This is a genomic window from uncultured Desulfovibrio sp. (genome assembly GCF_949282365.1).
Classification (GTDB): domain Bacteria; phylum Desulfobacterota; class Desulfovibrionia; order Desulfovibrionales; family Desulfovibrionaceae; genus Desulfovibrio.
The window spans coordinates 1-25045 of sequence record NZ_CASDOY010000003.1 but is presented as its reverse complement, the minus strand read 5'-3'; the positions used below and the strand labels follow the sequence as shown (position 1 = coordinate 25045).

Sequence of the window (25045 nt, the reverse complement as noted above, 5' to 3'; positions counted from 1 at the left end):
GGAGGGGCAGATGAAAATCTACAAAGTGGGTCTTGTGGGCGTCACCGGCTATACCGGCATGGAACTGGCCCGGCTGCTGGCCGGCCATCCGCGCATGAAACTGGAAATGGCCTGTTCCCGTACCGAATCCGGGCTGCGCCTGGGCGAGTTCTATCCCTTCCTCGAAGGCCTGCCCGGCTCGGACGTGGTCATCAGCATCTTCGACGCCAAGGAAGCCGCCCGCCGCTGCGATCTGGTCTTCCTGGCCGTGCCCCACGGCAAGGCCATGGAAATGGCCGCGGAACTGCTAAAGGCCGGTACCCGGGTCATCGACCTTTCCGCCGACTTCCGCCTGCGCGACGTCAAGGTCTACGAAGACTGGTATGTGCCCCACACCCGGCGCGAACTGCTGCCCGAGGCCGTCTACGGCCTGCCCGAACTCTACGCCGCCGAGACCGCCAAGGCCCGGCTGGTGGCCAATCCCGGCTGCTACCCCTCCTCGGCCATCCTGGGCCTGTACGCGGCCTTCAAGCATGGGCTGATCTCGCCGGACAACATCGTCATCGACTCCAAGTCCGGCACCTCCGGCGCGGGCCGCAAGCCCGTGGTGCCTTCCCTGTTCTGCGAAGTCTACGACACCTTCCGCGCCTACGGGCTGGGCAAACACCGCCATACGCCCGAGATCGAGCAGGAATACAGCCTTGCCGCCGGCTGCGACGTGCGCGTCTCCTTCAATCCGCATCTGGTGCCCATGGTGCGCGGCATCCTGTCCACCATCTACACCACCCTGCGCGATCCCGGCACCACGCTGGACGACGTCCATGCCGCCTATTGCGAGACCTGGGCCCAGAGCCCCTGGGTGCGCGTGCTGCCCAAGGGCAAGCTGCCCGAGACCCGCTTCGTGCGCGGCAGCATGTTCTGCGACCTCGGCCTGGTGGTGGACCCGCGCACCAACCGCCTCATCGTGGTCTCGGCCATCGACAACCTCTGCCGCGGCGCGTCCGGCCAGGCCCTGGCCAATGCCAACCTCATGTGCGGCCTGCCCGTGGATTGCGGCCTCAGCGCCGCACCCATGATGCCCTAAGGCGGGACGGCCATGTCGCTTTCCTCTCCCTATCAGGACCCCGCGCTCTGCCGCGCCCTGCTGGAGCGCCTGCGACGCGCCCTGGACGGCCGCGAGCTGCGCTTCATGGAAGTCTGCGGCACGCACACCGTGGCCATCTTCCAGAGCGGCCTGCGCTCCCTGCTGCCCAGTGAGGTCACGCATCTGTCCGGGCCGGGCTGCCCCGTCTGCGTCACCCATGACGCCGAAGTGGCCGTCTTCCTCGATCTGGCCGGTCGCGACGGCGTCATCATCGCCACCTTCGGCGACCTGCTGCGCGTGCCCGGGCCCGGCGGCCGCAGCCTCAAGCACGCCCAGGCCCAAGGGGCGCGCATCGAGATCGTCTACTCGCCGCTGGACGCCCTGAACCTGGCCGCCGCCAATCCCGGCGACACCGTGGTCTTTCTGGGCATCGGCTTCGAGACCACAGCGCCCACCGTGGCCGCCACCCTCATGATGGCCGAACAGCGCGGGCTGGACAACTTCTGCGTGCTCTCCCTGCACAAGCTGGTGCCGCCCGTGCTGCGCGCCCTGCTGGACGACAAGGAAGGCTGCGGCGTGCAGGCCTTCCTGCTGCCGGGGCACGTCTCCACCATCCTCGGTCTGGAGCCCTACGGCTTCCTGGCCTCGGAATACCGCGTCCCGGCCGTGGTGGGCGGCTTCGAGCCCGCGGACATCCTGCAGGCCCTCTGCATCATGGCCGAGCAGCGCCGCGACGACGCCCCGGCCGTGGTCAACGCCTACCGGCGCGCCGTCAGCGACCAGGGCAACCCCAGGGCCCGCGCCCTGCTGGACACCTACTTCATGCCGTCCGACGCCCTGTGGCGCGGCCTGGGCCGCATCCCGCGCAGCGGGCTGGCCCTGCGCCCCGCCTACGAACGCTTCGACGCCATGAAACGCCTGGACCTCACCCTGCCGGACGTGCCGCCCCTGCCGGGCTGCCGTTGCGGTCAGGTGCTCAAAGGGCGCATCACGCCGCCGCAGTGCCCCCTGTTCGGCAAGGCCTGTACCCCGGCCAGCCCCGTGGGGCCCTGCATGGTCTCCACCGAAGGCAGCTGCGCGGCCTACTACAAGTACATGGCATAGGGCGGGCCGCTGCCGTCCGTCTGCCGTGCAGGCCCATCGCGCGACGGTCCTGCGCGGACGGCGACGGCATCCCGCCTCTGGACAGACGGGGAAGGCCCGCCTTCCCCGTCCTTTCCGGCCCGCGCCGCAGCGACGCCCGGCCGCAACTCCAAGACCACCGGGATCATCATGGACGATCGCATTCTGCTGGATGCGGGCAGCGGCGGACGCGCCTCGCAACGGCTCATCTCCCAGTGCTTCATGCGCCATTTCTCCAACCCCCTGCTGGACCGCATGGACGACGCCGCCCTGCTGGACATCAGGGGCCCGCTGGCCATGAGCACGGACTCCTATACCGTCACCCCCCTGTTCTTCGCCGGGGGCAGCATCGGCACCCTGGCCGTGCACGGCACGGTCAATGACGTGGCCATGCTGGGCGCCCGGCCCCGTTATCTGAGCTGCGCCTGCATCATCGAGGAAGGGCTGGAGCTCTCCATCCTCGACCGTGTGGTGGCCGACATGGCCGCCGCCGCGCAGAGCGCCGGCGTGCATATCGTCACCGGCGACACCAAGGTGGTCCCGCGCGGCATGTGCGACAAGATCTTCATCAATACCACCGGCGTGGGCGAGGTCTTCGCCTCGCCCGTGCCCTCCGGCCACGCCGCCCGTCCCGGCGACGCCGTGCTGGTCAGCGGCGCCCTGGGCGATCACGGCCTCACCGTCATGGGCAGCCGCGAAGGCCTGTCCTTCCTCACCGACGTGGCCTCGGACTCCGCCCCCCTCAACCACATGATCGCCGACATCATCACCGCCTGCGGCGAAGTGCATGTGCTGCGCGACCCCACCCGCGGCGGTCTGGCCACCACCCTCAACGAGATAGCCGAGCAGTCTGCCGTCTGCATCGACATCGAGGAAGACCTGCTGCCCGTGCATGAGAGCGTACGCAACGGCTGCTCCTTCCTGGGGCTCGATCCCCTCTATCTGGCCAATGAGGGCAAATGCATCTGCATCCTGCCCCGGGACAGGGCCGAAGCCGCCCTGCGCGCCATGCAGGCCAGCCCCTACGGCACGGAAGCCGCCATCATCGGCCGCGTGGCCGACGACGGCAAGCCCGGTCAGGTGCGCCTGCGCACCCGCATCGGCGGCCAGCGCCTGCTGGGCATGCTCGAAGGCGCCCAGCTGCCGCGCATCTGCTAGAAAGGAGGGTTTGGGGGAAAAGGACAGGATGCGGGAGAGGTCAGGCTTTCGTGGGCAAAGGATCCTCCCTCCCCCGCGCTCCCTCCCGAAACCTTGTTTGGGCCGCATGGCCGGTCCCCGTCGCCGGTCGGGGGGGAAAGCCCCCTGCACGGGAGGACGCGCTTTTGCGGCGCTTTGCCGGCAGGGGCCCTGCCGCGCAGACCGTGCCTGTTGCCGCTGCGGACAGGCATTTTCTCCGGGAACGCCCGCCAGGCAAGGAAAGGCCGTACGGCGAAGGCCGTTCGGGGAGGGCGGCACGGAGCGCGGACGAACAGCGCTCAGACGCTCCCCCCGTCCCGCTGTCCCGAACGCTGCCGGCGATGCCGGAGCGGGACGGCGCAGCCCGAACAGGGAAGCACAAGGAAAAACACATCATGGATGATGCCGACACGACGCCGTGCGTAACACGACCGCTGCCCCTGGCCCGCTGTTTCGAACAGTACGAGGCCCTGCTGCTGGAAGGCGCGCTGGGCGAGCGCCTCAAGCGGGAATACGCCCTCACGCCCGATCCACATGTGGCGCTGGCCGCCTTTGCACGCACTGAGGCCGGACGCCGCGCCCTGTGCGAACTCTGGCAGGGCTACTGGCAGACAGCGGCCCGTCACGGCCTGCCCTTCCTCGCCACCACGCCCACCCGCCGGGCCAACAGGGAACGGACGCGGCAGGCCGGGGAAGATGCGGGCCTGCTGCGCGACTGCATGGCCCTGCTGGCCGGTCTCAAGGCCCGGTGGGGGCGGACGCCCGCCTATGCCGGCGGCCTGATGGGCTGCAAAGGGGATGCCTATACGGGCGAAGGCGCCCTGGACGAGGAGGGAGCCCGGCGCTTCCATGCCTGGCAGGCCGACATCCTGGCCGATGCCGGAGCGGATTTCCTGTACGCGGGCATCATGCCCACCCTGCCGGAAGCCCTGGGCATGGCGCGGGCCCTGGCCGCCACAGGCCTGCCCTACATCATCAGCTTCACCCTGCTGGCCAGGGGGACGCTGGTGGACGGCACCCCGCTGCATACGGCCATCCGGCACATCGACAGCCGCACGGAACGGCCCCCGCTGTGCTACATGACCAACTGCGTGCATCCCGACATCGTCCGCAAGGCCCTGCTCCAGCCCGTCAACCGTACGGAGCTGGTCCGGCAGCGCTTTCAGGGCATCCAGGCCAATGCCGCGGCCCTGGCGTACGCGGCCATGGACAACGCCACCAGCCTGCTGACCTCCGCACCGGACGATCTGGCCCGCGGCATGCTGGACCTGCGGGAACTGACGGCCATGAAGATCTTTGGCGGCTGCTGCGGCACGGACGGCCGACATCTGGAAGCCATCGCCCGGGGCCTCACCGCCCGGGGCCTCGCGACGCCGGACAGCGGCATGGGAGCCTGACACGCGGCGAGGCGTGCACGCGGCAGGGAACGCCATGGCACACCGGCACAAGGCACCGCCGGCTCCGTGCCAGAGGGCATGGGCCGGAGAGCGGACAGCAAAGGACGCCTTGCGGCGTCCTTTTGTTTTTGGAGTCAAGGAAGCCCAGGCCCCGGACGCGCGAAGCAGCCTTTCCCGGAACCGTGGCCTGACCGGAGCAAAGGACACCGGGCCCGACGGGTCCGGGATGGGGAAGGCCGGGGACGTGCCGCCTCCATCTTGCACGGGCGAAGGCTTTGCGGACGGGCTCAGGCATCCTGTCCCGGGCCTTTCCGGCTCAGGATCAGGGACATATAGGGCGGCGTGCCGTCTTCATCAGCCACGGCAGCCACAGGGGCCAGCCGTTCTTCGGGCTGCTCCACATGGCTGGCCATCAGGCTGCTTTCCAGCCGTCCGCTGCGGCGCAGCGCGGCGACGATGGACGGGAAATTCCGGTAGGCCTTGAGGATGACGGCGGAATCGGCCTGATCCAGCGTTCGGGTCAGGCTCCCTTCGTCACGGATGCCGGGGATGATGCACAGGGTCTCGTGGCTCTCGCACAAAATGGTGCGGGTACGCGCGGCCGCGGCCTGGAAGGACGTGATGCCCGGCACGATCTCCACGGGCAGGGACGGATCCAGCTCCCTGAGCGTTTTCAGCAGATAGCCGAAAGTACTGTAGACCAGCGGGTCGCCGATGGTCAGGAAGGCCGCGTTCTCGCCGCCGCGCAGCACGTCGCGCGTGATGCCCGCCGCCTTTCCCCAGGCCGCCCGCAAGGTGGCCCTGTCGTGCGTCATGGGGAATTCCAGCCGTTGCAGGCGCACATCGGGCCGCAAGTGGGGACGGGCGGTCTCCAGCGCCCGGGAATAGTCATTGCGCGGCGAGGCCGCCGCCAGGATCACGTCCACCCGTCGCAGGGCTTCCACGGCGCGCAGGGTCAGCAGGTCGGGAGCGCCGGGGCCCACGCCCACAGCGTACAGGGTTCCTGTCATGGTCATCTCGTCTCGTTGCGGGCCCACGCCCGGTTACAGACTGTTCCTTTCATCTTTCCACAGGGAAAACGAGGCTAGCCGCCGTTACATGAGAGTACGACACCCCTCCGTCGCTTATCCCTTCAGGGGCGGCCCACGTCCGGCAGGTAACATGCCTGTCCGAAGCTCGGCCACTCAAAAATCTGGCCCGCATCTCTCCCCGGAGACTGACGGTATCCCGCCCTTTCGCCCTTTTTCCCGGAGAACAGCCTTCTGTTTTCCTTTCTTTCTTCGCGAAGACCGGCCTTTACCGATCCTGAAAGCACAGCCCCCAATCAGCTCCAGCCCTCTCCTCCCGGAGACCGCTGGTACAGCAACGCCCAGCGCGACCCAGCCGCCTTCCGCAGACCAGAAAAAGAGCTTTCGGGGGATGGGGGGAGTTTGAGGGAGGGAGGGCTCCTTTGAGCTCCGGCCAAAGGGCCCTTCCCACCCCAACCAAAAACCTCGCTCACTCCCCGCCGCTGCCCTGCGCTTCGCCGTGCAGCCAGCGGGCCAGCAGCTCGGCGGCCTCCACGGAACGCGGACCGGGACGCGCGAAACGGTGCTCGTCCACCACCAGCACGCGGCCCTGACGCACGGCGCTGAGGCCACGGTAATGGGGACGCCGGTCCGGGGCCTGCGGCGCCGGGTTCATGGGGCCCTGCTGCAGGATGTAGGCATCGGGATCCAGCGCCACCAGCACTTCCTCGCTGCAGCGCACCAGCTTTTGCGGCGCGTCCAGCACATTGCGGCCCCCGGCACGGCGGATGATCTCGTCCACGATGCTGTCGCGTCCGGCGGCCAGCAGATTGGGATAGCGCACCTCGTAGAAGACGCGCACCGGCGGCTGTCCCGCGTAGCGCCGTTCCAGAGCCTCCAGACGCTGCTGCCAGCCAGCCACCAGGGCCCCGGCGCGCGCTTCGCGGCCGGTGAGCCTGCCCAGGGCCCGGGTCACGGCGAAAAGCTGCTCAAAGGAGCGCAGCTCGTAGACCAGCACCGGGATGCCCACGGCCTCCAGGGCCTCGGTCTGGGTCAGCACCTCCTGCCGCCCGGCCAGCTGCAGCACCACGTCGGGCCGCCGGGCCGCCACCAGCTCCGCATTGGGGCGCATGTGCGTGCCCACGGCGGGCAGGTCCCGCAGGCCGGGGATGACCGCATCGGCCGCCGTGCGGGCCACGATGGCCTCACGCGCGTCCAGGGCCAGCAGGATCTCGTTGAACGCGCCGTACAGGGCGATGATGCGTTGCGCGGGCCGCTCCAGCCGCAGCGTCACTCCCCGGCTGTCCGTCAGTTCCAGCGCCCGGACGGACGGCACGGAGCCCAGCACCAGACAGAGGCCCAGACACAGCCACAGCCAGAGGCCCGGGCGGGAGCCGGGGGCGACGAATCGCCAGCCCAGGTGCAAAAAACTAGCTGTCACGGGCGGCCTCTCCACAAGGGCGGTCTCCACGGGGGCGGTCTCCCCGGCTGGCCTCCTCACTGACGATATCTTCACGGATGGCGCCTCCACGGGTCGCGTCTCCGGGGGGCATGCCTCCAGGGGCGGCACCTCCGCAGGCGGCCTCCCCGCGATATGCGGGGCCACGGGGACGCAGGGGCAGGGCCTGGGGCAGGCCGTTGGCCGGATGCGCCACCAGGCGCACCTCCACATCATAGAGCGCCCGCAAGCGCTCCGCCGTGAAGCAACGGCGCACCGGCCCGTCGAAGATCACCCGCCCCTCGCGCAGCCCCAACAGGCGCGTGGCGTACTGGGCCGCCAGATTGCAGTCGTGCATCACCAGCAGCAGCGCGGCACCGGCCCTGCGACGGCGCTCCAGCAGATCGAAAAGTTCCAGCATCCGGGCCAGATCCAGCCCGGCGGCCAGCTCGTCCAGCAACAGCACGGGGCTTTGCTGGGCCAGGATGCGGGCCAGGGCCACCCGCTGCAGCTCCCCGCCGGAAAGCTCGCTCACCTGCCGCCCGGCCAGGGCCAGTGCACCGGTCTCCTCAAGGGCGGCGCAGGCCGCGCGACGGTCCCCGACGCTGTAGCCCCCCCACCAGCCCAGCCAGGGGTAGCGGCCCAGCAGGACCAGCTGCAGGGCGGTCATGCCCTGCGGGGCGGCGCTGCGCTGGGAGAGCACGGCCACACGCCGGGCCCGCTCGCGCGGGGAAAGACGGAGGATGTCCTCCCCCTGCAGGCAGACCGTCCCGGCCAGGGGCGGCAGGCTGCCCGCCAGCACGCGCAGCAGGGTCGTCTTGCCGCTGCCGTTGGGCCCCAGCAGGGCCACGGCCTCGCCGGGCTGGAGGGAGATGTCAACCCCGTGCAGGATCTCCCGCCCACTCCGGCCATAGGCGGCCCGGATGCCTGTGGCCCGCAGCATCAGCGCCTCCGTACCAGAAAAGCGAAAAAGGGCCCGCCCAGCAGGGCCGTCACCACGCCCACCGGCAGTTCCTGCCCGCCGGAGAGCGCCACGCGCGCCAGCACGTCCGCCCAGACCAGCAGGATGCCGCCGCCCAGGAAAGCACCGTAGAGCAAGGGACCGTGGGCACTGCCCAGCACCAGGCGCAAGACATGCGGCACCACCAGGCCCACGAAACCGATGACCCCGGCCACCGCCACACAACCGGCGGTCATGCAGCTGGCTCCGGCCAGCAGCCAGAAGCGGCTGCGGCCCACGGCCAGCCCCAGATGCGCGGCCTGTTCATCGCCCAGGGCCAGCAGGTCCAGCTTGCGCCAGCCCGGCAGCACCACCAGCAAGCCCGGCAGCAGGGTGGCCAGCAGGAGCGGCAGGCTGTCCCAGCCACGGCCCTGCAGGCTGCCCATGATCCAGAACACGATGCTGGTGACGGACTCCTCATTGAGGGCCTTGACCAGGGCCACCACGGCGCCCAGAAAGGCCGCCACGGCGATACCCGCCAGGATGACGGTCTCGCGCCGGAAGCTACCCTGTCCGCTGCCCAGCCAGAGCGCCCCGCCCAGAGCCAGCAGCGAGCCCAGCAGGGCCGCGAGGGAGATCGTGGCCGCCGCGGAAAGGCCTGCGGCCAGCCCTCCGGCCCACAGGCCCAGACTGCCGCCCAGCGCGATGGCGATGCTGGCCCCGCAGGCCGCGCCCGCCGAGATGCCCAGGGTGAAGGGATCGGCCAGGGGATTGCGCAGCACGCCCTGCAGGGCCACCCCGGCCACGGCCAGCGCGCCGCCGCAGAGCAGGCCCAGCAGCACGCGCGCCAGACGGATCTGGCCCACCACCAGCTGGATGCTGTCGTCCGCCGGAGCGCAGAGCCCCGGCACGGCTCCCAGGGCCCGCAGCGCATCGCCCACGGCGATGGGCACAGGCCCTGGCAGACAGGCCAGCGGCAGGGAACAGAGCCAGACCCCGGCCAGCAGCAGGGCGCACCAGCGGCGCCGCGATGCGCCGGGGTCATGAAACATCCTTTCTTCTTCCCGCATGGACAGGTACGCGCCCCTGCTTTCCGTATGCTGCGCCGGCTGTGCTCCGGCCGCAAAAAAAGCCTCTCCCACACTTGTGGAAGAGGCCCGTATTCCCTTGCTCCCTCGGCAAGACCCGTGCCGATACCGGTATCGTGGCCCGCAGCCACGGTCCACGGCAGGTATTCCGGCTTGGCCCCCGGCTTCCGGCCTTCCCGTTGCCAGTGGCGCATGAAGGAAGCTGGTCTTGCGGGCCTTACGGCGGCGGGTCCGCTCCCGCTTTGCACGGGATTCCCTTTTGACGCCGGCAGGTTCCGGCGACCATGGACGCGTCCACTCTAGGCAGGGAGCCGCGGCTTGTCAACGTGTGACGAAGAGGGGACATGACGGGCCCAGATCAAGGAGGAAGGGGAAGGCCCCGTGCACCAGCCGGGCTCTCCCCCTTCCCCTCAGCACCAGCGAAGTCTCCGGCCATCCCAGGCATATTGCACGATTTTTACAATTTATTTCAAATAAATAGAGAGCATCTGCCACGCATTCCCAGCGCAGGATGCGTGCCGCAGGATCCCGCGATCTTCGGAAAAAGCGCGCCGGAGAAAGGATGGGGACCTGGGGAAGGCAAAGCCCTCTCGCGCGGGCAGCGACCGGATGGCGGCCGGAGGCCGTGCCCGTTGCGACGAAGGAAGCTACGGGCATCGACAGCAGAGATGCGGGCTTTCCCTTCTCCCCAAACAAGCTGCGGCCAGCGTCCGCCCTAGTCCATACGCCAGATGACGCTGGCCTGACGGCCGGAAGCTTTCACGCAGCGGTACGAGAAGAACTGGCGGTTGCAGCTGGCCGTGCACAGGTCGATGCCGTAGATGTTGCGCGGCAGCAGACCGGCCTGCTCCAGCTGCCAGCGGGTCAGGCCCCACAGGTCCATGGTGCGGCTTTGGTCATCGAACCAGGGCCGGAACCCGTCGCCCCACTCGCTTGCGAAATTGATGAACTCCGCCCGGGCCGGGCCCAGGCTGGGCCCGCGTACGGCCAGCAGATCGCGCGGCTCCACGCCGTAATGCTCGCAGAATCGGCGCACGCCCGAGCCGGGGAAGTCGCAGCGGTTGCCGCGCCAGCCCGCGTGGAGGGCGGCCACGAAACGGCCGCTCTTGTGGGCCAGCAGGATGGGCTGGCAGTCGGCGGTCTTGATGACCAGGCCCAGCCCGGCCTGGGCGGTGGCCATGCCGTCGGCATCGCTGCAGGGCACGGCGTCGGGCTCCACGGCCTCGGGCTCGAAGACCATGGCGTCGCCATGCACCTGATTGAGCTCGGCCATGCGGGCAAGGCCCAGGGCCGTCCGCAGCTCGCGGCGGTTGCCGATGACGCTCTGGCGGTCATCGGCCGTGGCGAGGGAGATGTTGCCGCCGGCATACGGGCCGTCTCCGGCGTCCTGCCGGCGGATCTGGAAGGCGCATCGCACATGGTCCACGCCGGGAAAAACAAAGGGGATGAAACTTACAGGCATGACAATCCTTCTTCGGTACACAGGCAGTCCACGGGCTTGTCCCAGTCCCGGGCAGGCAGGGCGTCCACCACCTGGAAGGCATAGCACAGGCCCACGAGCCGGGGACGGTGCTGACCGGACACGGCGGCCAGGGCCGCCAGGAAGCGGTCATAATAGCCGCCGCCGAAGCCCAGCCTGTTGCCGGAGCGGTCGAAGGCCACGCCGGGCACGATGACCACATCGGGACAAAAATCAGGATGGGCCATCACGCAGGGGGCCATGCCCAGCAGCCCGGCATGGGGCTCCAGCATCTTGTAGGGCCCGGCCGCCATGTCGCCCACGCGGGTGCAGGGGACCAGATCCATGAGGCCGCGCTCCAGCCGCACCCGGGGCAAATAGACGCGCAGGCGGCGCTGCCAGGCATCGGCCAGCAGATAGCCCGTATGCACTTCTTCGGGCAGGGCCACATACAGGGCCACGCGTTCCGCCTGCTGCCAGACGTCCCAGTCCAGCAGGGCCTGCTGGGCCGCGCGGGCCCGTTCCCGCGCCAGCAGCGGATCCTGTTCCCGGCGCAGGACGCGCATGCGGGCGCGCACTTCCTTCTTGGTGTCATCGGGGGAAAGGGACATAGAGGTCTTTCCATCCTTGCTGAAATGTGCCATAGTTCGCGAAGTGACTTTATAACAAAGGAAACACTGCCATGCCAAGCGTCAACGAACAGGATCATCTCTGGATTGCCGTTGGAGACATTCACGACGAGCCCGGGCTGTTTGCCCGTATTCCTGAGCTGGCGCAGGCGGACGGCATCATCGTCACCGGCGACCTGACCATCACGGGCGGCGTCAAGCAGGCCGAGCTGGTCATGGACGTGCTGCGGGCGCACAATCCCCGCATCTGGGCCCAGATCGGCAACATGGACCGCCCCGAAGTGGACGAATGGCTGAGCGGCCTGGGCTGCAACCTGCACACCCAGGTCCACGAGCTCACGCCCGATACGGCCATCTTCGGCATCGGCGCGTCCACGTTCACGCCCTTCGGCACGCCCAGCGAGTTTCCTGAATCCGCTTTTGCCGTCTGGCTGGAAAACAGCTGGCAAAAAGCCCGCAAGTACCCCCACACCGTGCTGGTTTCGCACAATCCGCCCAAGGACAGCGCATGCGACGTGATCCCGGGCAATATCCATGTGGGCTCTACTGCCGTGCGCGAATTCCTTGAAGAAGCCCAGCCCGATGTCTGCCTGTGCGGACATATCCACGAAGCGCGCGCCGTGGACCGGGTGGGTCGCACCATTGTGGTGAATCCGGGCGCTCTGGCCCAGGGCGGCTATGTGCTGCTGCGTTCCCGCGGCGGCGCGCTGTCCGTGGAGCTGCGCGTCCTTGAAAATCGTGATTAGCGGAGCTTTGCGCTCCCGCGGGGGACGGACAGTCTGATCCCGCCCGTCAGGCGCGGCCCGGTGTCGCGCTCTCTGACGTTGCCCCTCCGGCGGCCTTCCCGGCCGTCGGGAGCGCCGCCATGTCTGTGGCGGGCGCCCTCCCCTGTTCCCGTCTCCGCGCCGAGCCCTTCCCGGGCATCCACAGGCCCGTGCCCTGTTGCGGGCATGGCGACCACTGCGGTCGCACGGCCTGTTCCCCCAGTCGGGACAAAGGCTGACAAATTTCACCGCCCAAGGCGGTCAAAAGGATTTTTATGACCCAGGAAAATACGCCGGCCGTGCCTGACACGGCCGCTTCCCCTGACACTTCTGAAGCACCTTCCACTCCCAAACGCCGCACTTCCCGTCGCAGCAGCACCAAGGACGCACCCGCCCAGGAAACGACCAGCCAGGAAACGGCGGTCCCGGAGCAGGATGCCGCCGCAAAGGCGGAAGACGCCGCGGCCACGGCCGCCCAGGACAGCCCCGCGCGCAAGCCGGGACGCAGCCGCAGCAGGAAGAGCGATCCCGCCGCTCCCGACGGTGAGGCCCCGGGCGATGCGGCTCCCGCCAAACCGGCCCGCAGGACCGGCCGGCGCAAAGCCGCCCCTGCCGGAACGGCCGATGCCCCTGACACCGCGAACAGCGTGGCGGACACTGCCCTGCCCGCGACGCCGGAAGACCGGCCCCTGTCCGCGGCAGGCGATGCCGGGACCGCGGCCGGCAAGGCCGCCAGCCCGGCCGACGCTCTGGCGGCCAGTCAGCGGGATCAGCGGACAGCCGATCCCGCCCCCGACCAGACAGACGCTCAGCCGGACAGCCAGACGGATGCTCTGGCGGATGGTCAGGCGGATGGTCAGGCGGACGGCCAGGCAGCCGCCGAAGCCGCACCCCATGCCGCGGCACCCCGTCGCGGGACCCGCCGTTCGCCCGGTGCCCAGCGCCGCCAGCGCACGCCGCACAAGAAGACCGAGAATGCGGACACCGGCGCGGCGGAAGCTGCCGCGCAGGATGCGCCCCGGTCCGCTCCCGAAGCCGGGAGCCAAATGCCCGAACCCATGAAGCTCCCCGACGCCGCCATGGGCGTGCAGGCCGTGACCTCCACCCCCTTGCCCCCTGCCGTGGCCGGGGACGAAGGTGCCGATGCCGCGGCCGCTGCGGACAGCGCCGGCGACGAACAGGACGAGGCCGGGGAACAGCCCCGGCGCAAGAGCCGTCGCGGCCGCCGTGGCGGACGCGGACGCAATCGCAAGAACCGGGAACAGGCCATTGAGGGCACGGAAGACGAAGACGGCAACGACGCCGGCGAGGCCGCCGGGACGGCCTCTCCCGCCGGGGCCGCCAGTGACGAGGAACTGTGGGAAGCCGCCACCGGCGATGTGGAGAGCCTGGACCAGCCCCGTGCCCGCCGTCGCGGCGAAGACGGCGAAGGCAGCAAGAAAGGCAGCGTGCGCGCCGCCGCGGTCAAGGCCAAGGTGGCTGCCGGCAAGCGCCGCATGTTCATCAGCGTGCTGCCCGGCGAGCAGGTGGAAGTGGCCATCGCCGAGGAAGGCCGTCTGCAGGAATATTATCTGGACATGTTCCACCAGCGCAAACTCAAGGGCAACATCTACAAGGGCATCATCCATAATATAGATACCAACCTGCAGGCCGCCTTCGTGAGCTACGGCGCGGGCAAGAACGGCTTTTTGCAGATCGACGAGATCCACCCCGAATACTGGCTGGCCCATCACGAGCCCACCAAGGGCAAGAAATTCCCGCCCATCCAGAAAGTGCTCAAGCCCGGCCAGGAAGTACTGGTGCAGGTGGTCAAGGAGCCCACCGGCAACAAGGGCGCGTTCCTCACCACCTGGCTGTCCCTGGCGGGCCGCTTCCTGGTGCTGACGCCGGGGCAGGAGCAGATCGGCGTCTCGCGCAAGGTGGACAATGACGAGGAGCGCTCGCGTCTGCGCGAGATGATGAACGGCATCGACCCCGGCCAGGGGCTGGGCGTCATCGTGCGCACCGTGAGCGCCGGCACCACCAAGACCACGCTCAAGAACGACCTGCAGTACCTCAAGCGCGTCTGGAAGGACATCCGCAAGAAGGCCACCGAGGTCTCGGCCCCGGCCCTCATCTATCAGGAGCCGGGCCTGCCGCAGCGGGCCGTGCGCGACTACCTGACCGACGATGTCTGCGAGATTTGGGTGGACAACGAAGAAGTGGCCGACAGCATCCGCGAGACCGTTTCCCTGCTCTTCCCGCGCAAGAAGGAGCTGGTGCGCCTGCATACCGACGTGCGCATGCCCCTGTGGGAGCGCTTCAGCCTGCGCCGTCAGCTGGACCAGATCTATTCCCGCGAGGTCACCCTGCCGTCGGGCGGCCGCCTGGTCTTTGACCAGACCGAGGCCCTGATGGCCGTGGACATCAACTCCGGCAAGATCTCCGGCAAGGTCAATTTCGAATCCATGGCCCACCGTACCAATATGGAAGCCGCCGAAGCCATCGCCCGCCAGCTCAAGCTGCGCGACATCGGCGGCCAGGTGGTCATCGACTTCATCGAGATGCGCGACAAGAAGCATGTGCTGGAAGTGGAAAAGACCCTGCGCACGGCCATGAAGAACGACCGCGCCCGCCACGACGTGGGCCGCATGAGTTCCTTCGGCCTGCTGGAACTGGTGCGCCAGCGCACCGGCTCCTCGGCCCTTTCCATCACCATGGAGCCCTGCCCCTTCTGCGGCGGCACGGGCCAGCGTCGCAATCTGGAATGGCAGGCCCTGCAGGCCCTGCGTGAACTGCGCCGTGCCCTGCGCACCCACGGCGGCGACAAGTACGTCTTCGAGACCACGCGGGAACTGGGCCTGTATCTGCTCAACCACAAACGCGACAGCCTGCGCGACATGGAACAGGACTACGGCAAATGTCTGGAAATCAGTATCCGTCCGTAACGGACGGCCCTGTCGAAACTTCCGCGGCCTGCCCTTCGGGGCAGGCCCCTGTATTTGCGCCCGTGAAGGGCGAGCGCAGCCTGTTGCTGCACATCTGCTGCGGCCCCTGCTCCATCATGCCGGTCAAGCGCCTGCAGGACGAGGGCTTCACGGTCACGGCCTGGTACATGAACCCCAACATCCAGCCCCTGATGGAATACCTGCGCCGCCGCGAGGCCGCCGAGGAATGCGCCGCCCGGCTGGGCATCGGGCTCATCTGCCAGGACGATACCTGGGATCTGGTGGCCTGGCTGCGCTCCGTGGCCGGCCGCGACCTGCCCCCGCAGCGCTGCGCCTGGTGCTGTGGCAGCCGCATGCAGGCCGCCGTGGCCTATGCCCGCGCCCACGGCTATGCCCATGTGAGCAGCAGCCTGCTCTACTCCCGTTACCAGCCCCACGACGTCATCCGGGCCGCCGGGGAACATGCCGCCGCCGCGGAAGACGCGCCCCTGAGCCGGGGCCCCCGCTTCGTCTACCGCGATTTCCGCACCGACTGGCAGGCGGGCATCGACCTTTCCCGGGAGTGGGGCATCTACCGCCAGCCCTACTGCGGCTGTGTCTACAGCGAGGCCGAACGCTATGACAAGAAACTGCAGCGCCTGCTAAAAAAATCCTGAAAAAATGCTTTTTCCGCTTGACGGACAGGCCTGTTTTCCGTACAAGAACTTTCGTTGCTTTTGCAGCACTCCCCGATAGCTCAATCGGCAGAGCGGGTGACTGTTAATCACTAGGTTGGCGGTTCAAGTCCGTCTCGGGGAGCCACAAAGGATATCGGGGCTTGCGCGTGAGCGCAGGCCCTTCTTTCCCCAAGCTGCAACAAGCACATCTGAACGATCCCCGATAGCTCAATCGGCAGAGCGGGTGACTGTTAATCACTAGGTTGGCGGTTCAAGTCCGTCTCGGGGAGCCAGACGATCAAGCCCTTGCGATCTTTCGCAAGGGCTTTTTCCGTTTATGGCGCTTCTCGTTGCAAAGGCCGCCCCCCTCTCAAACTCTCCCCCACCCCCGAAAAAACTTTCCTCTGGTCTGTATGGCAGGTCCCCGTCGCTGACTCACGGGGAGGGATTTCGACCCGCAACCAAAGAAAAGATTCTTTGAGGAAGACAGGCACGGTTCCCGTAAAAATTGACGGATAGTCTCCCTTCCGGCGTCAGGCGTTCCGGCCGGGAAGCTCCACGCATTTCGCCAGCTCTTTCCGCGATATTTCTTCGGCTCTCCTGGGCCAGTACACATAGCACAAAGGGATGCCGTAGCGTTGCCGCAGCTGCCGGATATACTTCATGTCCTTAGCCTCGGGAGCGGCATCGCTGACCACCACCAGATTATCCACCCTGTCCGCCTCCAGATAATGGGCGTATTCCAGCAACTGTCCCAGGGCCAGACGGATGGCCTCCCGGGCACTGTCTGCCGGTTTTATTTCCAGAAATCCGGTATAGCCTTTTCTACGGATTGAGATGTCCACCCTGTGATCTTCACAGCGCACCTGATAGCCCTCAGGGCCATAGTCACGCACCAGCTGCCTATACAGACGATTCTGGATGGGAGCCTGTCGGGGCAAGAACTCCTTGGCACTGATGGCCCGACGCAGCCGGGCCGCTTCCGAATACCTGGCCAGCCCCTGTTCTGTAGGCTCCGCCGGTGCAGGCAACTCGTCCAACAAAAGCGCCGCCTCCAAATTGGCGCATTCATAGGCCTTGGTATACCGCCAAGGAGCAGAAATTTCTCGAGGCTCTTTTAGAAGGTGCAAATTTTTCGGAAGAAAGCGTATATTGATAAGGCAAAGGGGATCTTCGTTTACCTTCTTATCTGACAGAGGGGCAACTTTTCCTCCGACCTCTTGTACTTCCTCCCTCATTATAGCCAACCAGCCCTCTTTCTGGAATCGTCTGACGGCCCATGCAGCTTCGTTTGCATCGAGGATATGGACCTTATCCAGATATCCGACCAGCAGTGCTTGCCCGTCGGTATAGGTAAAAAGAAAGACTCTGGCATCCTGACCGCAATACGCATGATTTTGTGTACATAAAGCAGTAATATGCGCATAGCGCCAATTTATATCTGTCCCATCATACCCTTTAAGCAGCCATTCTTTTCTATTAATCCATTCTTCAATGCCGAAATTGTTCTTATCAGGAAAACTTTCTCCATTTCCAAATTTGTCACCTGTTGGGGAGCACCATTGATTTTTATTCTTGCATATCCTGCAAAGTTTGTGTATCATATTTCCCCTCAGAGAAAACTTATCTTGATATACATATCTGAAACGAGATATATTTTGATGCTATCCCAGAGGACGACAGCAGGCAACAGCTATTTTCACCATGCATGATCGCGCAATTCCTGTATATAAAAACGGCATGTCACCTCTTTTTTGTCGGTGACCTCGCTACCGGACGCTACTCCGCTAAATTTTTCCAGTCCATCGTGAAACGGCGGTCTCACCAACGATACGTTCCAGATACAAAAGCGGACATCCCAGTCGAGATGCCCGCTTTTTTCCTGCCCCTCTAGCCAGCGACGGGGACCTGTCAGTAAGACCTTATGAGCGTTTTTTGGGGAGGGGGGAGTTTGAGGGGAGGGGTCCCTCCCTTCAAGTCGTCTTCTCTCTTTCAAGCGCCCGCCTACGGCGTCACCTCATAGCGCTGCAGGCTTTTGGGCACCCACCAGCGGTCGAAATTGTACATGATGCCCGCCAGCGCGGGCTTGATGCCCATAAAACGGTTCTGCACCACAGGCAGGGCGTAGGGCACATAGAGGAAGCAGTAGGGCTGATCCTCGGCCAGCACCTCCTGCACCCGGTGATAAAGCTCCGTACGGCGCCGGCGGTCCGGCGTGGCGCGGGCCTCCTCCAGCAGCCTGTCCAGTTCGGGGTTCTTGTAGTGGATGAAGTTCAGGCCGCCGGGCACGGCCTGCGAGGAATGCCATACGGCGTAGATGTCCGGGTCCTGGGTGATGGTCCAGCCCAGGATGATGGCATCGAAGCGGCCGGTATTGACGAATTCGCGGATGAAGGCCGCCCACTCCACGGTGCGGATCTGCACCTCGATGCCCACGGCCCGCAGCTGGCTCTGGATGATGGTGGCCGTGAGGATGCGCGGCTCGTTGCCCTGGTTGGTCAGGATGGTGAAGGCCAGGGGCTTGCCGTCCTTGTCCAGGATGCCGTCGCCGTCGCTGTCCGTGAAACCGGCCTCGGCCAGCAGCTTGCGGGCCCTGTCGGGGTTGAAGCTGACCGGGCCCAGATGCGGATGGTAGGCCCAGGTGCCCGGCTTGTAGGGCCCGAAGGCCGGTTCGCCCAGGCCCAGCAGCACGCCCTTGACGATGTCGCCGCGGTTGATGGCGCAGGAGATGGCCTGCCGCACCCGCTTGTCCTTGAAGAAGGGATGCTCCAGATTGAAGCCCAGGAAATTGTAGACCGAGGCCAGATAGCGGTACTTGTGGAAGGCCTCGGCCCATTGCTTGCCCGAGGTCTGCCGCAGATACTGCTGCGGGCTCAGTTCCATGACGTCCAAGCGTCCGGCACGGGTCTCCATGAACATGGTGGCCGTATCCGGGATGATGCGGAAGACCACCTCGCTCACATAGGGGCGGCCCAGGAAATAGCTGGGCGAGGCTTCGAGCACGATGCGGCTGCCCGGTTCCCAGCGCTTGAGGCGATAGGGCCCCGCGCCCAGGGGCTTGCGGGCAAAGGGCGTGGTGCGGATGTTCTGACCTTCCAGGACATGCCGGGGCAGGATGGGGTTCATCCAGCTGGACACGGCCCGGGCGAAGAAGCGATCGTAGCGCACTTCGAAGCTGTAGCGGTCCAGGACCCGGAATTCCCTGACCTGGAGGAAATCGTCGGCATAGGGGCTGCCCGTGGCCGGGTCGATGACCAGCTTGTAGGTGAACTCCACGTCCGCCGCCGTCAGTTCCGTGCCGTCCTCCCAGAGGATGCCCCGGCGCAGGCGGAAGCGCAGCAGGCGGCCTTCGTCCTCCATGCTGAAGGTTTCCGCCGCCCAGCATTCCGGTTCCAGATCCTTGTTGAAACGCAGCGGCGCCACATAGAGCAGATCCGCCACCTCATGCGAGGCGGAGTCCGCCGTCAGATAGGGGATGAGGTTGGAGGCCTCGCCGATGCTGCCCAGCAGGATGCGGTCGCCGTAGGCCGGCTGCAGGGCTTCCCGGTCGTCGTCCTCGGCGGCCGACGCCGGCAGGCAGAACAGGAAAAGGAACAGGAAAATGCCCGCCATCATCCTGGCGGACGCCCCTGCGGCACGTCTCCGGCAGGCCGCCGGACGGCCTGCGAGGCCGCTTTCGGTCTTCATAAAATATTTTTTCATAGCTTATGCGCTTCTATTGCCATTGAAGTGATGCTTGTGCTATTAGTCCCGAATCTATACCGCTTTTTTCAACGGTGCCCGCGAGAGAGCCGGGCAGGGAGAGTAAGCATGAGCAGATCAGAACAGAACGTCGTCAGGGAGATGTGCCAGACCTTCCTGCACGACGCCGTCCCGGAGTATATCCGTGATACGGCTTACTATATCCTGTCCGAAGGCGGGGTGCAAAAAATAAATATCCAGGAGGGCGAGACCTGGGAGGCGCAGGGCGTCATCCAGGGCGAGGACCTGCAGGTCTACACGCCCAGCCTGACCTTTTCCATCACGGACCGCAGCACGCGCCACCAGTGCAACTGCTCGGAATCCTTCACCAGCACCTGCCGCCATGTGGCGGCCCTGGCCCTGCGCCTGCTGGAAGAACTGCGCAAGGAACAGGGCGACGCCGAAGAAGTCACGGTCCCGGCCAAGGACTGGCGGCAGAGCTTCCGCTCCTTCTTCTCCACCGACATGGAGCCGGAGCCCGGCAAGCATTACCTCATCTTCCGCTTCGAGCCGGAACAGGGGCGCCTGCTGGTCTCCTTTTTCCGGGGCCGGCAGAACAAATCCGGCCTCTCCAGCGTGCATAACGAGATCACCCTGCAGCAGATCATCAACAATCCCGACTGGTGCGAGTTCTCGCCCCAGCTGCCGCATGTGGCCCGCCAGATCGGCCAGCATCTGGACTATTACGGCCACCGCGTGGAGATCCCCGACGGCCTGACCTCGTGGTTCTTCTGGGCCGTGCGCAAGGAATATTATCTGCTCTGGAAGGATACGGACCGGCCCTGCCGCATCGAGAGCACGCCCTTCACCCTCAAGCTCAAGCCCAATTTCGACGACAGCGGCTTCAGCTTCGACGTGCTGCTCAAGCGCGAAGGGCGCCCTCCCCTGCCCATCCGCGCCAATGGCGCGCCCAGCGACCGCCTGCACGGGGACGACGCCCCCGAGGACGCGCCCATCACCTTCCACGGCCAGATGCCGCTCTGGGTCTGCTACCAGCACAATTTCTATCCCGTGCAGACGGGCCTCTACCCCTCGCTGGTGCATAACCTCATCTATGAACGCCCGGTGGTGCCGCAGGAGGAGATCTCCGAATTCCTGGACCGCGTCTGGACGCGCCTGCCCTCGTCCGAACTCTACGAGCCCCAGGCCTTCCTGCGCATGATGGAGCCCGTCTTCCAGCCGGCCACCTACAATCCCAAGCTCTTCCTGGACGAGGAAGGCAGCCTGCTGACCCTGGAGATCGACAACATCTACCAGACCCGCCACGGCGAGTTCACCCTCAACGGGCCCAACCCCGACTTCCAGACCGGCAGCTACACCTACGAAGGCCAGACCTATCTGGTGCGCCGCCATCAGGAGGAGGAGGCCCAGCTCATGAACGAACTGGCGGGCATGGATTTCCAGGCCCGTTCCAGCAAGCTCTGGTTCCTGGAGCCGGAAGAAGCCATCGCCTTTTTGCTGGATTCCTACCCCACCCTGGTGGAAAACTACCGCGTCTACGGCGAGCGGGCCCTTTCGCGCTACAAGATGCGCACGGCCAAGTCCACCATCTCCGCCGAGGTGGTGAGCAATGAGAAGGAAAAGTGGTTCTCCCTGGAGATCAACGTGGATTACGAGGGCCAGTCCCTGCCCCTGGACAAGATCTGGAAGGCCTGGACCCGCGGCAAGCGCTATGTGCAGCTCAAGGACGGCTCCTACACCAGCCTGCCGGAATCCTGGCTGGAAAAGATCGCCCACAAGCTCACCGCCCTGGGCCTGGACCCCAGCAAACCGCCGCAGACCAAGTTCAAGCAGTTCGAGGCCCCGGTGCTGGACAGCCTGCTGGAAGACCTGCCCGGCGCGCGCACGGACTCCTTCTGGAACAACCTGCGCGAAAAGATCCGCTCCTTCCGCGAGGTGCGGCCCGTGCCGCAGCCCCGGGCCCTGCACGCCAGCCTGCGCAGTTACCAGCTGCAGGGCCTGGCCTACCTCAACTTCCTCTCGGAATACGGCTTCGGCGGCATCCTGGCCGACGAGATGGGCCTGGGCAAGACCGTGCAGACCCTGGCCTTCATCCAGCATATGGTGGAACACCGCTTCGAAGGCCCCAACCTCATCGTGCTGCCCACCTCGGTACTGCCCAACTGGGAGCGCGAAGCGGAAAAATTCGTGCCCGGCCTGCGCCGCCTGACCATCTACGGCACGCGCCGCGAGGGCATGTTCAAGCATATCGCCGAATCGGACCTCATCATCACCACCTACGCCCTGCTGCGGCGCGACCTGGAGGAGATGGAGAAGTACGAGTTCAATACCGTCATCCTGGACGAAGCCCAGAACATCAAGAACCCCAATACCATCACGGCCCGCGCCGTGCGCCGCATCAACGCCCGCATGCGCCTGTGCCTGTCCGGTACGCCCATCGAGAACAACCTCTTCGAGCTCTGGAGCCTGTTCGAATTCCTCATGCCCGGCTTCCTGGGATCGCAGCACGCCTTCCAGCGCGGCATCGTCAAGCCCATCAAGGACGGCGATGCCGAGACCCTGGACTACCTGCGCACCCGCGTGCGGCCCTTCATCCTGCGCCGTACCAAGGCCGAAGTGGCCAAGGACCTGCCGCCCAAGGTGGAGAGCGTCACCTGCTGCGCGCTGGAAGAGGCCCAGGCCGAGCTCTACGCCGCCCTGGCCCGCAAGCTGCGCGCCCAGGTGCTGGCCGACGTGGACGAAAAGGGCCTGGCCAAGAGCCAGATGTCCATCCTGGACGCCCTGCTCAAGCTACGCCAGATCTGCTGCCATCCGCGCCTGCTCAAGATCGACCTGCCCGGCTTCTCCAACAACCTGCCCTCGGGCAAGTTCGACGCCTTCAAGGACATGGTCATGGAGATCGTGGAAGGCGGCCACAAGGTGCTTGTCTTCTCGCAGTTCGTGCAGATGCTCCAGATCATCCGCCAGTGGCTGGAATTCTCGCAGATCCCCTTCTGCTATCTGGACGGCGCCAGCAAGGACCGCTTCGAGCAGGTGGACCGCTTCAACAACAGCCCGGACATCCCCATCTTCCTCATCTCGCTCAAGGCGGGCGGCACGGGCCTGAACCTGACCAGCGCGGACTACGTCATCCACTACGACCCGTGGTGGAACCCCGCCGTGGAAAGCCAGGCCACGGACCGCACCCACCGCATCGGCCAGACGCGGCAGGTCTTCTCCTACAAGCTCATCTGCCAGAACACGGTGGAGGAGAAGATCCTCAAGCTGCAGGAGGCCAAGCGCGGCGTGGCCGAGGCCATCATCCCCGGCCAGGACACCTGGAAGTCCCTGACCCGCGAGGATCTGGAGATGCTCTTCGAAGTCTAGACGCACAGCACACGGCAACGCCGGCGGCGCGCAGGGAGGCGGAGGCTTTCCCCGCGCGCCGTTTTTGCCCTGTGTTGCGGGCGGAGGGGCCGTCATCCTCTTCTGTCCGGCGTTCCGGCCATGTCCAGGGCTCACGGCGTCTTCCGGTCGTCCGTCCGAGCGGCCGCGTCCTGCGCCCATGCCCGCAGGACGCGGAGGCGAGCTTTCGGGACAGGACAGACGGAGCCCCTCCGGGCCGGGGCGGCACAGGATGCGCTTCCCCGCTGTGGGTACCGGCAGCTGTCGCATGACAGCGCAGGCGGGCGGAGGACACGGGAACAGGGCAAAGCCCTCCCCCTTCACCGCAAGGAAGACGGCCCGCAGCAGCGCTCCCCTTGCATGCCCATGCCGGGCAGGCTATGCTGGAGGCATCTCCCCGCCCGGCGCGCAGGGCCTTCCGGCCCGACATGTCCCGTGCCGGTACACGCCGTCCAAGGAGGCAACGCATGGAAGGATCCCCTGTCCCCCGCACCCTGCTCTGGCGCGGAACCCGCTGCCTGCGCAACGATTCCCCTTCCCTGCAGGCCTGCGGGCTCCGCCGCCTCTGCAAACTCTTCGGCATCGACCTGACCGCCCGCAACCGCGAGTCCGGGCTGGTCCATTCCGTCTTCGCCGCCCTGGCCCCGATCCACGGCCTGGACCGGGAACTGGCCCCCATCGCCGCTCTGGCCCACACCCTGACCGGGCTGGGCGCTGGCTCGCCCGACGCGGGCGAGATCCTGCTCACCCATCCCCTGAAGCGCCTCGACCCGGCGCACAACCGGCTGCTGGCCAGGGTCCTGACCATCCTGACCGTAGGCAGGGGACGCCTGGACAGAGGGGAACAGCTGCTGAGCGCCATGGACTGCCCGCCCGGCGATCCCCAGCGCCAGACGGCGCTGGCGCTGGCGGCCGTCGTGCAGGTGGCCCGCTTCGCCCTGCGCTTCGATCCGCTGGAAGTGCGCCTGCCCGGCGAGCCCCCCGTCCTCTTCCTCATCCGGGTCCGCACGCCCCTGCGCCTGCGCAAACAGCTGGTCATCCACGCGCCGCTCTGGGAACGCCTGTACGGCAAGGCCGCACTGGAATGGTTCTGGACCTCCGATGCGGAGGAGACCGAAGCCGCGCCCGTCCCCGCGCCGCCTTCGGGACGCCTGTTCGCCAGCCATTTCAGCGCCTACCTGCAACGCCAGGCCAGGGCCCTGCATGAGCTGGCCCGCAGCGACGGCGCCCTGGACGAGGAGCCCATCCACGACGCCCGCGTCATCCTGCGCAGCCTGCTCTCGGTCTTCGGCAGTCTGCGGCCCCATCTGCGCAAGGACTGGCTGGCCGACATCGTCCCGGACCTGAAGACGGCGCGCAAGCTGCTGGGCGGCGTGCGCGATACGGACGTGCTCCTGGGCCATATCCGGGACTACGCCCTGCGCCCCGCGGACGGACTGCCAGCCCCGGCGGCCGGCGGGCACGGCGAGAGCGACGAGGCCCTGGCGGCCGGCTTCCGGCCGGACGATCTGCCTGCAGGGCTGCGCGGCCTCCACGACGCCCTGCGGCAGGAGCGGGACAGGGCCCTGTCCCGGGCCGCCGCGCATTATGCCTCGGACGCCTACCGGCAGCTGCTGCGCAAGCTGGACGAAAACAGCACGGAAAAGACCTGCCGTCCCGCCCTGGACAGGCGCGGCCGGGCACGGCCCCTGACCCTGGACGACATCATGGCTTCCGGCGTGGACCAGGCGGCACGCGACATCCTTGCCCACGACCGCTGGACGCACGGCCAGCTGGTGCCCGAAGACCTGCTGCACAATATGCGCATCGCCTTCAAGCAACTGCGTTATCTGATGGTCTTTTTCGGCATGCACGGCGGCAAGAACGGCGAACGCCTGATCCGCCTCTGCCGCCGCTGTCAGGAGAGCCTGGGCCTGATGCACGACAATGCCGTGGCCGCGGCCACGGCCCTGCGCCATCTGCAGCGGCTGCCGGAAGAACGGCGGCAGCTGCCGGAGGCCGACGGACTGCAGGACTACGCGGACTGGTGCGAACAGGAGATGCACCGCCACGCCATGGCCTTCCTCACCGACTGGACGGAAAGCGGCCGGGACGATCTGTGCCGTCTGGCGCGCAAGCTCTCCCCACCGCCTGGCAGCGCGCAGCTCCCCTTCAGCGAAGGCGACTAGGCTCAGGACGCATAAGGAAGCCCTTTGCGTTGCTGTCGATGCCCGTAGCTTCCTTCGTCGCAACGGGCACGGCCTCCGGCCGCCATCCGGTCGCGCGTTGCTGTCGATGCCCGTAGCTTCCTTCG

17 protein-coding genes, 2 tRNA genes and 1 riboswitch are annotated in these 25045 nt (G+C 66.7%); of the genes, 11 read left to right on the top strand and 8 right to left on the bottom strand.

Annotated features, from left to right (window positions below; all coding sequences use genetic code 11):
* Nucleotides 1–10: 10 nt before the first annotated feature.
* The 4 genes from argC to Q1X76_RS01680 all read left to right on the top strand — a co-directional run bounded on the left by argC (nt 11) and on the right by Q1X76_RS01680 (nt 4758).
* Nucleotides 11–1063, top strand: a complete 1053-nt coding sequence (gene argC, locus Q1X76_RS01695; RefSeq protein ID WP_300717638.1) for an N-acetyl-gamma-glutamyl-phosphate reductase — start codon at nt 11–13, stop codon at nt 1061–1063.
* A gap of 12 nt (nt 1064–1075) precedes the next feature.
* On the top strand, nt 1076–2167 hold the full coding sequence (hypD, locus tag Q1X76_RS01690) for a hydrogenase formation protein HypD (protein ID WP_300717636.1): 1092 nt from the start codon (nt 1076–1078) through the stop codon (nt 2165–2167).
* Between the two features lie 168 nt (nt 2168–2335).
* Nucleotides 2336–3343, top strand: coding sequence for a hydrogenase expression/formation protein HypE (gene hypE / locus Q1X76_RS01685; protein WP_300717634.1), 1008 nt, complete (start codon nt 2336–2338; stop codon nt 3341–3343).
* 413 nt (nt 3344–3756) lie between these two features.
* Nucleotides 3757–4758, top strand: a complete 1002-nt coding sequence (locus tag Q1X76_RS01680) for a homocysteine S-methyltransferase family protein (RefSeq protein WP_300717632.1) — start codon at nt 3757–3759, stop codon at nt 4756–4758.
* A 287-nt stretch (nt 4759–5045) separates the two neighbouring features.
* On the opposite strand, the gene cobI is transcribed toward Q1X76_RS01680, so the two are convergent.
* The 6 genes from cobI to Q1X76_RS01650 form a co-directional block, all read right to left on the bottom strand.
* Nucleotides 5046–5768, bottom strand: a complete 723-nt coding sequence (cobI, locus tag Q1X76_RS01675; RefSeq protein WP_300717814.1) for a precorrin-2 C(20)-methyltransferase — start codon at nt 5766–5768, stop codon at nt 5046–5048.
* A gap of 487 nt (nt 5769–6255) precedes the next feature.
* Entirely contained in the window at nt 6256–7206 is a 951-nt protein-coding gene (locus Q1X76_RS01670) for an ABC transporter substrate-binding protein (protein ID WP_300717630.1), read from the bottom strand.
* On the bottom strand, nt 7196–8146 hold the full coding sequence (locus Q1X76_RS01665; RefSeq protein ID WP_300717629.1) for an ABC transporter ATP-binding protein: 951 nt from the start codon (nt 8144–8146) through the stop codon (nt 7196–7198). Before Q1X76_RS01665 ends, Q1X76_RS01670 begins: the two co-directional genes overlap by 11 nt.
* The gene (locus Q1X76_RS01660) at nt 8146–9195 is read right to left on the bottom strand and encodes an iron ABC transporter permease (RefSeq protein ID WP_300717627.1); all 1050 of its coding nucleotides are present in this window, start codon (nt 9193–9195) and stop codon (nt 8146–8148) included. The genes Q1X76_RS01665 and Q1X76_RS01660 overlap by 1 nt, the downstream gene beginning before the upstream one ends.
* Nucleotides 9196–9351: 156 nt before the next feature.
* Nucleotides 9352–9533, bottom strand: a riboswitch (cobalamin riboswitch).
* Between the two features lie 413 nt (nt 9534–9946).
* Nucleotides 9947–10693: a polyphenol oxidase family protein gene (locus Q1X76_RS01655; RefSeq protein WP_300717625.1), complete on the bottom strand. Its 747-nt coding sequence runs from the start codon at nt 10691–10693 to the stop codon at nt 9947–9949.
* The gene (locus Q1X76_RS01650; RefSeq protein ID WP_300717623.1) at nt 10684–11301 is read right to left on the bottom strand and encodes a 5-formyltetrahydrofolate cyclo-ligase; all 618 of its coding nucleotides are present in this window, start codon (nt 11299–11301) and stop codon (nt 10684–10686) included. Before Q1X76_RS01650 ends, Q1X76_RS01655 begins: the two co-directional genes overlap by 10 nt.
* Nucleotides 11302–11372: 71 nt before the next feature.
* On the opposite strand from Q1X76_RS01650, the gene Q1X76_RS01645 reads away from it, so the two are divergent.
* From Q1X76_RS01645 to Q1X76_RS01625, 5 genes are all read left to right on the top strand, one after another.
* The gene (locus Q1X76_RS01645; protein WP_300717622.1) at nt 11373–12065 is read left to right on the top strand and encodes a metallophosphoesterase; all 693 of its coding nucleotides are present in this window, start codon (nt 11373–11375) and stop codon (nt 12063–12065) included.
* A gap of 293 nt (nt 12066–12358) precedes the next feature.
* Nucleotides 12359–15010: an Rne/Rng family ribonuclease gene (locus tag Q1X76_RS01640; protein ID WP_300717620.1), complete on the top strand. Its 2652-nt coding sequence runs from the start codon at nt 12359–12361 to the stop codon at nt 15008–15010.
* Nucleotides 14983–15666 (top strand): epoxyqueuosine reductase QueH, encoded by a 684-nt coding sequence (locus tag Q1X76_RS01635; protein WP_300717619.1) that lies wholly within the window; start codon nt 14983–14985, stop codon nt 15664–15666. The genes Q1X76_RS01640 and Q1X76_RS01635 overlap by 28 nt, the downstream gene beginning before the upstream one ends.
* A 69-nt stretch (nt 15667–15735) precedes the next feature.
* A tRNA-Asn gene (locus Q1X76_RS01630) sits at nt 15736–15811 on the top strand.
* A 72-nt stretch (nt 15812–15883) separates the two neighbouring features.
* Nucleotides 15884–15959: transfer RNA gene (locus Q1X76_RS01625), tRNA-Asn, on the top strand.
* A gap of 240 nt (nt 15960–16199) precedes the next feature.
* Here Q1X76_RS01625 and Q1X76_RS01620 read toward each other — a convergent pair.
* Both Q1X76_RS01620 and Q1X76_RS01615 read right to left on the bottom strand, forming a co-directional pair.
* On the bottom strand, nt 16200–17270 hold the full coding sequence (locus Q1X76_RS01620; RefSeq protein ID WP_300717617.1) for a hypothetical protein: 1071 nt from the start codon (nt 17268–17270) through the stop codon (nt 16200–16202).
* Between the two features lie 400 nt (nt 17271–17670).
* Nucleotides 17671–19281 (bottom strand): peptide-binding protein, encoded by a 1611-nt coding sequence (locus tag Q1X76_RS01615; protein ID WP_300717615.1) that lies wholly within the window; start codon nt 19279–19281, stop codon nt 17671–17673.
* Nucleotides 19282–19476: 195 nt separating this feature from the next.
* On the opposite strand from Q1X76_RS01615, the gene Q1X76_RS01610 reads away from it, so the two are divergent.
* Complete coding sequence (locus Q1X76_RS01610) at nt 19477–22734, top strand: DEAD/DEAH box helicase (RefSeq protein ID WP_300717614.1); 3258 nt, start codon at nt 19477–19479, stop codon at nt 22732–22734.
* Between the two features lie 485 nt (nt 22735–23219).
* Nucleotides 23220–24920, top strand: coding sequence for a CHAD domain-containing protein (locus Q1X76_RS01605; RefSeq protein WP_300717613.1), 1701 nt, complete (start codon nt 23220–23222; stop codon nt 24918–24920).
* The last annotated feature ends 125 nt before the right edge of the window (nt 24921–25045 follow it).

Coding starts and splice junctions, on each gene's coding strand:
- argC (WP_300717638.1), top strand. CDS start 11: ATGAAAATCTACAAAGTGGGTCTTGTGGGCGTCACCGGCTATACCGGC.
- hypD (WP_300717636.1), top strand. CDS start 1,076: ATGTCGCTTTCCTCTCCCTATCAGGACCCCGCGCTCTGCCGCGCCCTG.
- hypE (WP_300717634.1), top strand. CDS start 2,336: ATGGACGATCGCATTCTGCTGGATGCGGGCAGCGGCGGACGCGCCTCG.
- Q1X76_RS01680 (WP_300717632.1), top strand. CDS start 3,757: ATGGATGATGCCGACACGACGCCGTGCGTAACACGACCGCTGCCCCTG.
- cobI (WP_300717814.1), bottom strand. CDS start 5,768: ATGACAGGAACCCTGTACGCTGTGGGCGTGGGCCCCGGCGCTCCCGAC.
- Q1X76_RS01665 (WP_300717629.1), bottom strand. CDS start 8,146: ATGCTGCGGGCCACAGGCATCCGGGCCGCCTATGGCCGGAGTGGGCGG.
- Q1X76_RS01660 (WP_300717627.1), bottom strand. CDS start 9,195: ATGTTTCATGACCCCGGCGCATCGCGGCGCCGCTGGTGCGCCCTGCTG.
- Q1X76_RS01655 (WP_300717625.1), bottom strand. CDS start 10,693: ATGCCTGTAAGTTTCATCCCCTTTGTTTTTCCCGGCGTGGACCATGTG.
- Q1X76_RS01650 (WP_300717623.1), bottom strand. CDS start 11,301: ATGTCCCTTTCCCCCGATGACACCAAGAAGGAAGTGCGCGCCCGCATG.
- Q1X76_RS01645 (WP_300717622.1), top strand. CDS start 11,373: ATGCCAAGCGTCAACGAACAGGATCATCTCTGGATTGCCGTTGGAGAC.
- Q1X76_RS01640 (WP_300717620.1), top strand. CDS start 12,359: ATGACCCAGGAAAATACGCCGGCCGTGCCTGACACGGCCGCTTCCCCT.
- Q1X76_RS01635 (WP_300717619.1), top strand. CDS start 14,983: ATGTCTGGAAATCAGTATCCGTCCGTAACGGACGGCCCTGTCGAAACT.
- Q1X76_RS01620 (WP_300717617.1), bottom strand. CDS start 17,270: ATGATACACAAACTTTGCAGGATATGCAAGAATAAAAATCAATGGTGC.
- Q1X76_RS01615 (WP_300717615.1), bottom strand. CDS start 19,281: ATGATGGCGGGCATTTTCCTGTTCCTTTTCCTGTTCTGCCTGCCGGCG.
- Q1X76_RS01610 (WP_300717614.1), top strand. CDS start 19,477: ATGAGCAGATCAGAACAGAACGTCGTCAGGGAGATGTGCCAGACCTTC.
- Q1X76_RS01605 (WP_300717613.1), top strand. CDS start 23,220: ATGGAAGGATCCCCTGTCCCCCGCACCCTGCTCTGGCGCGGAACCCGC.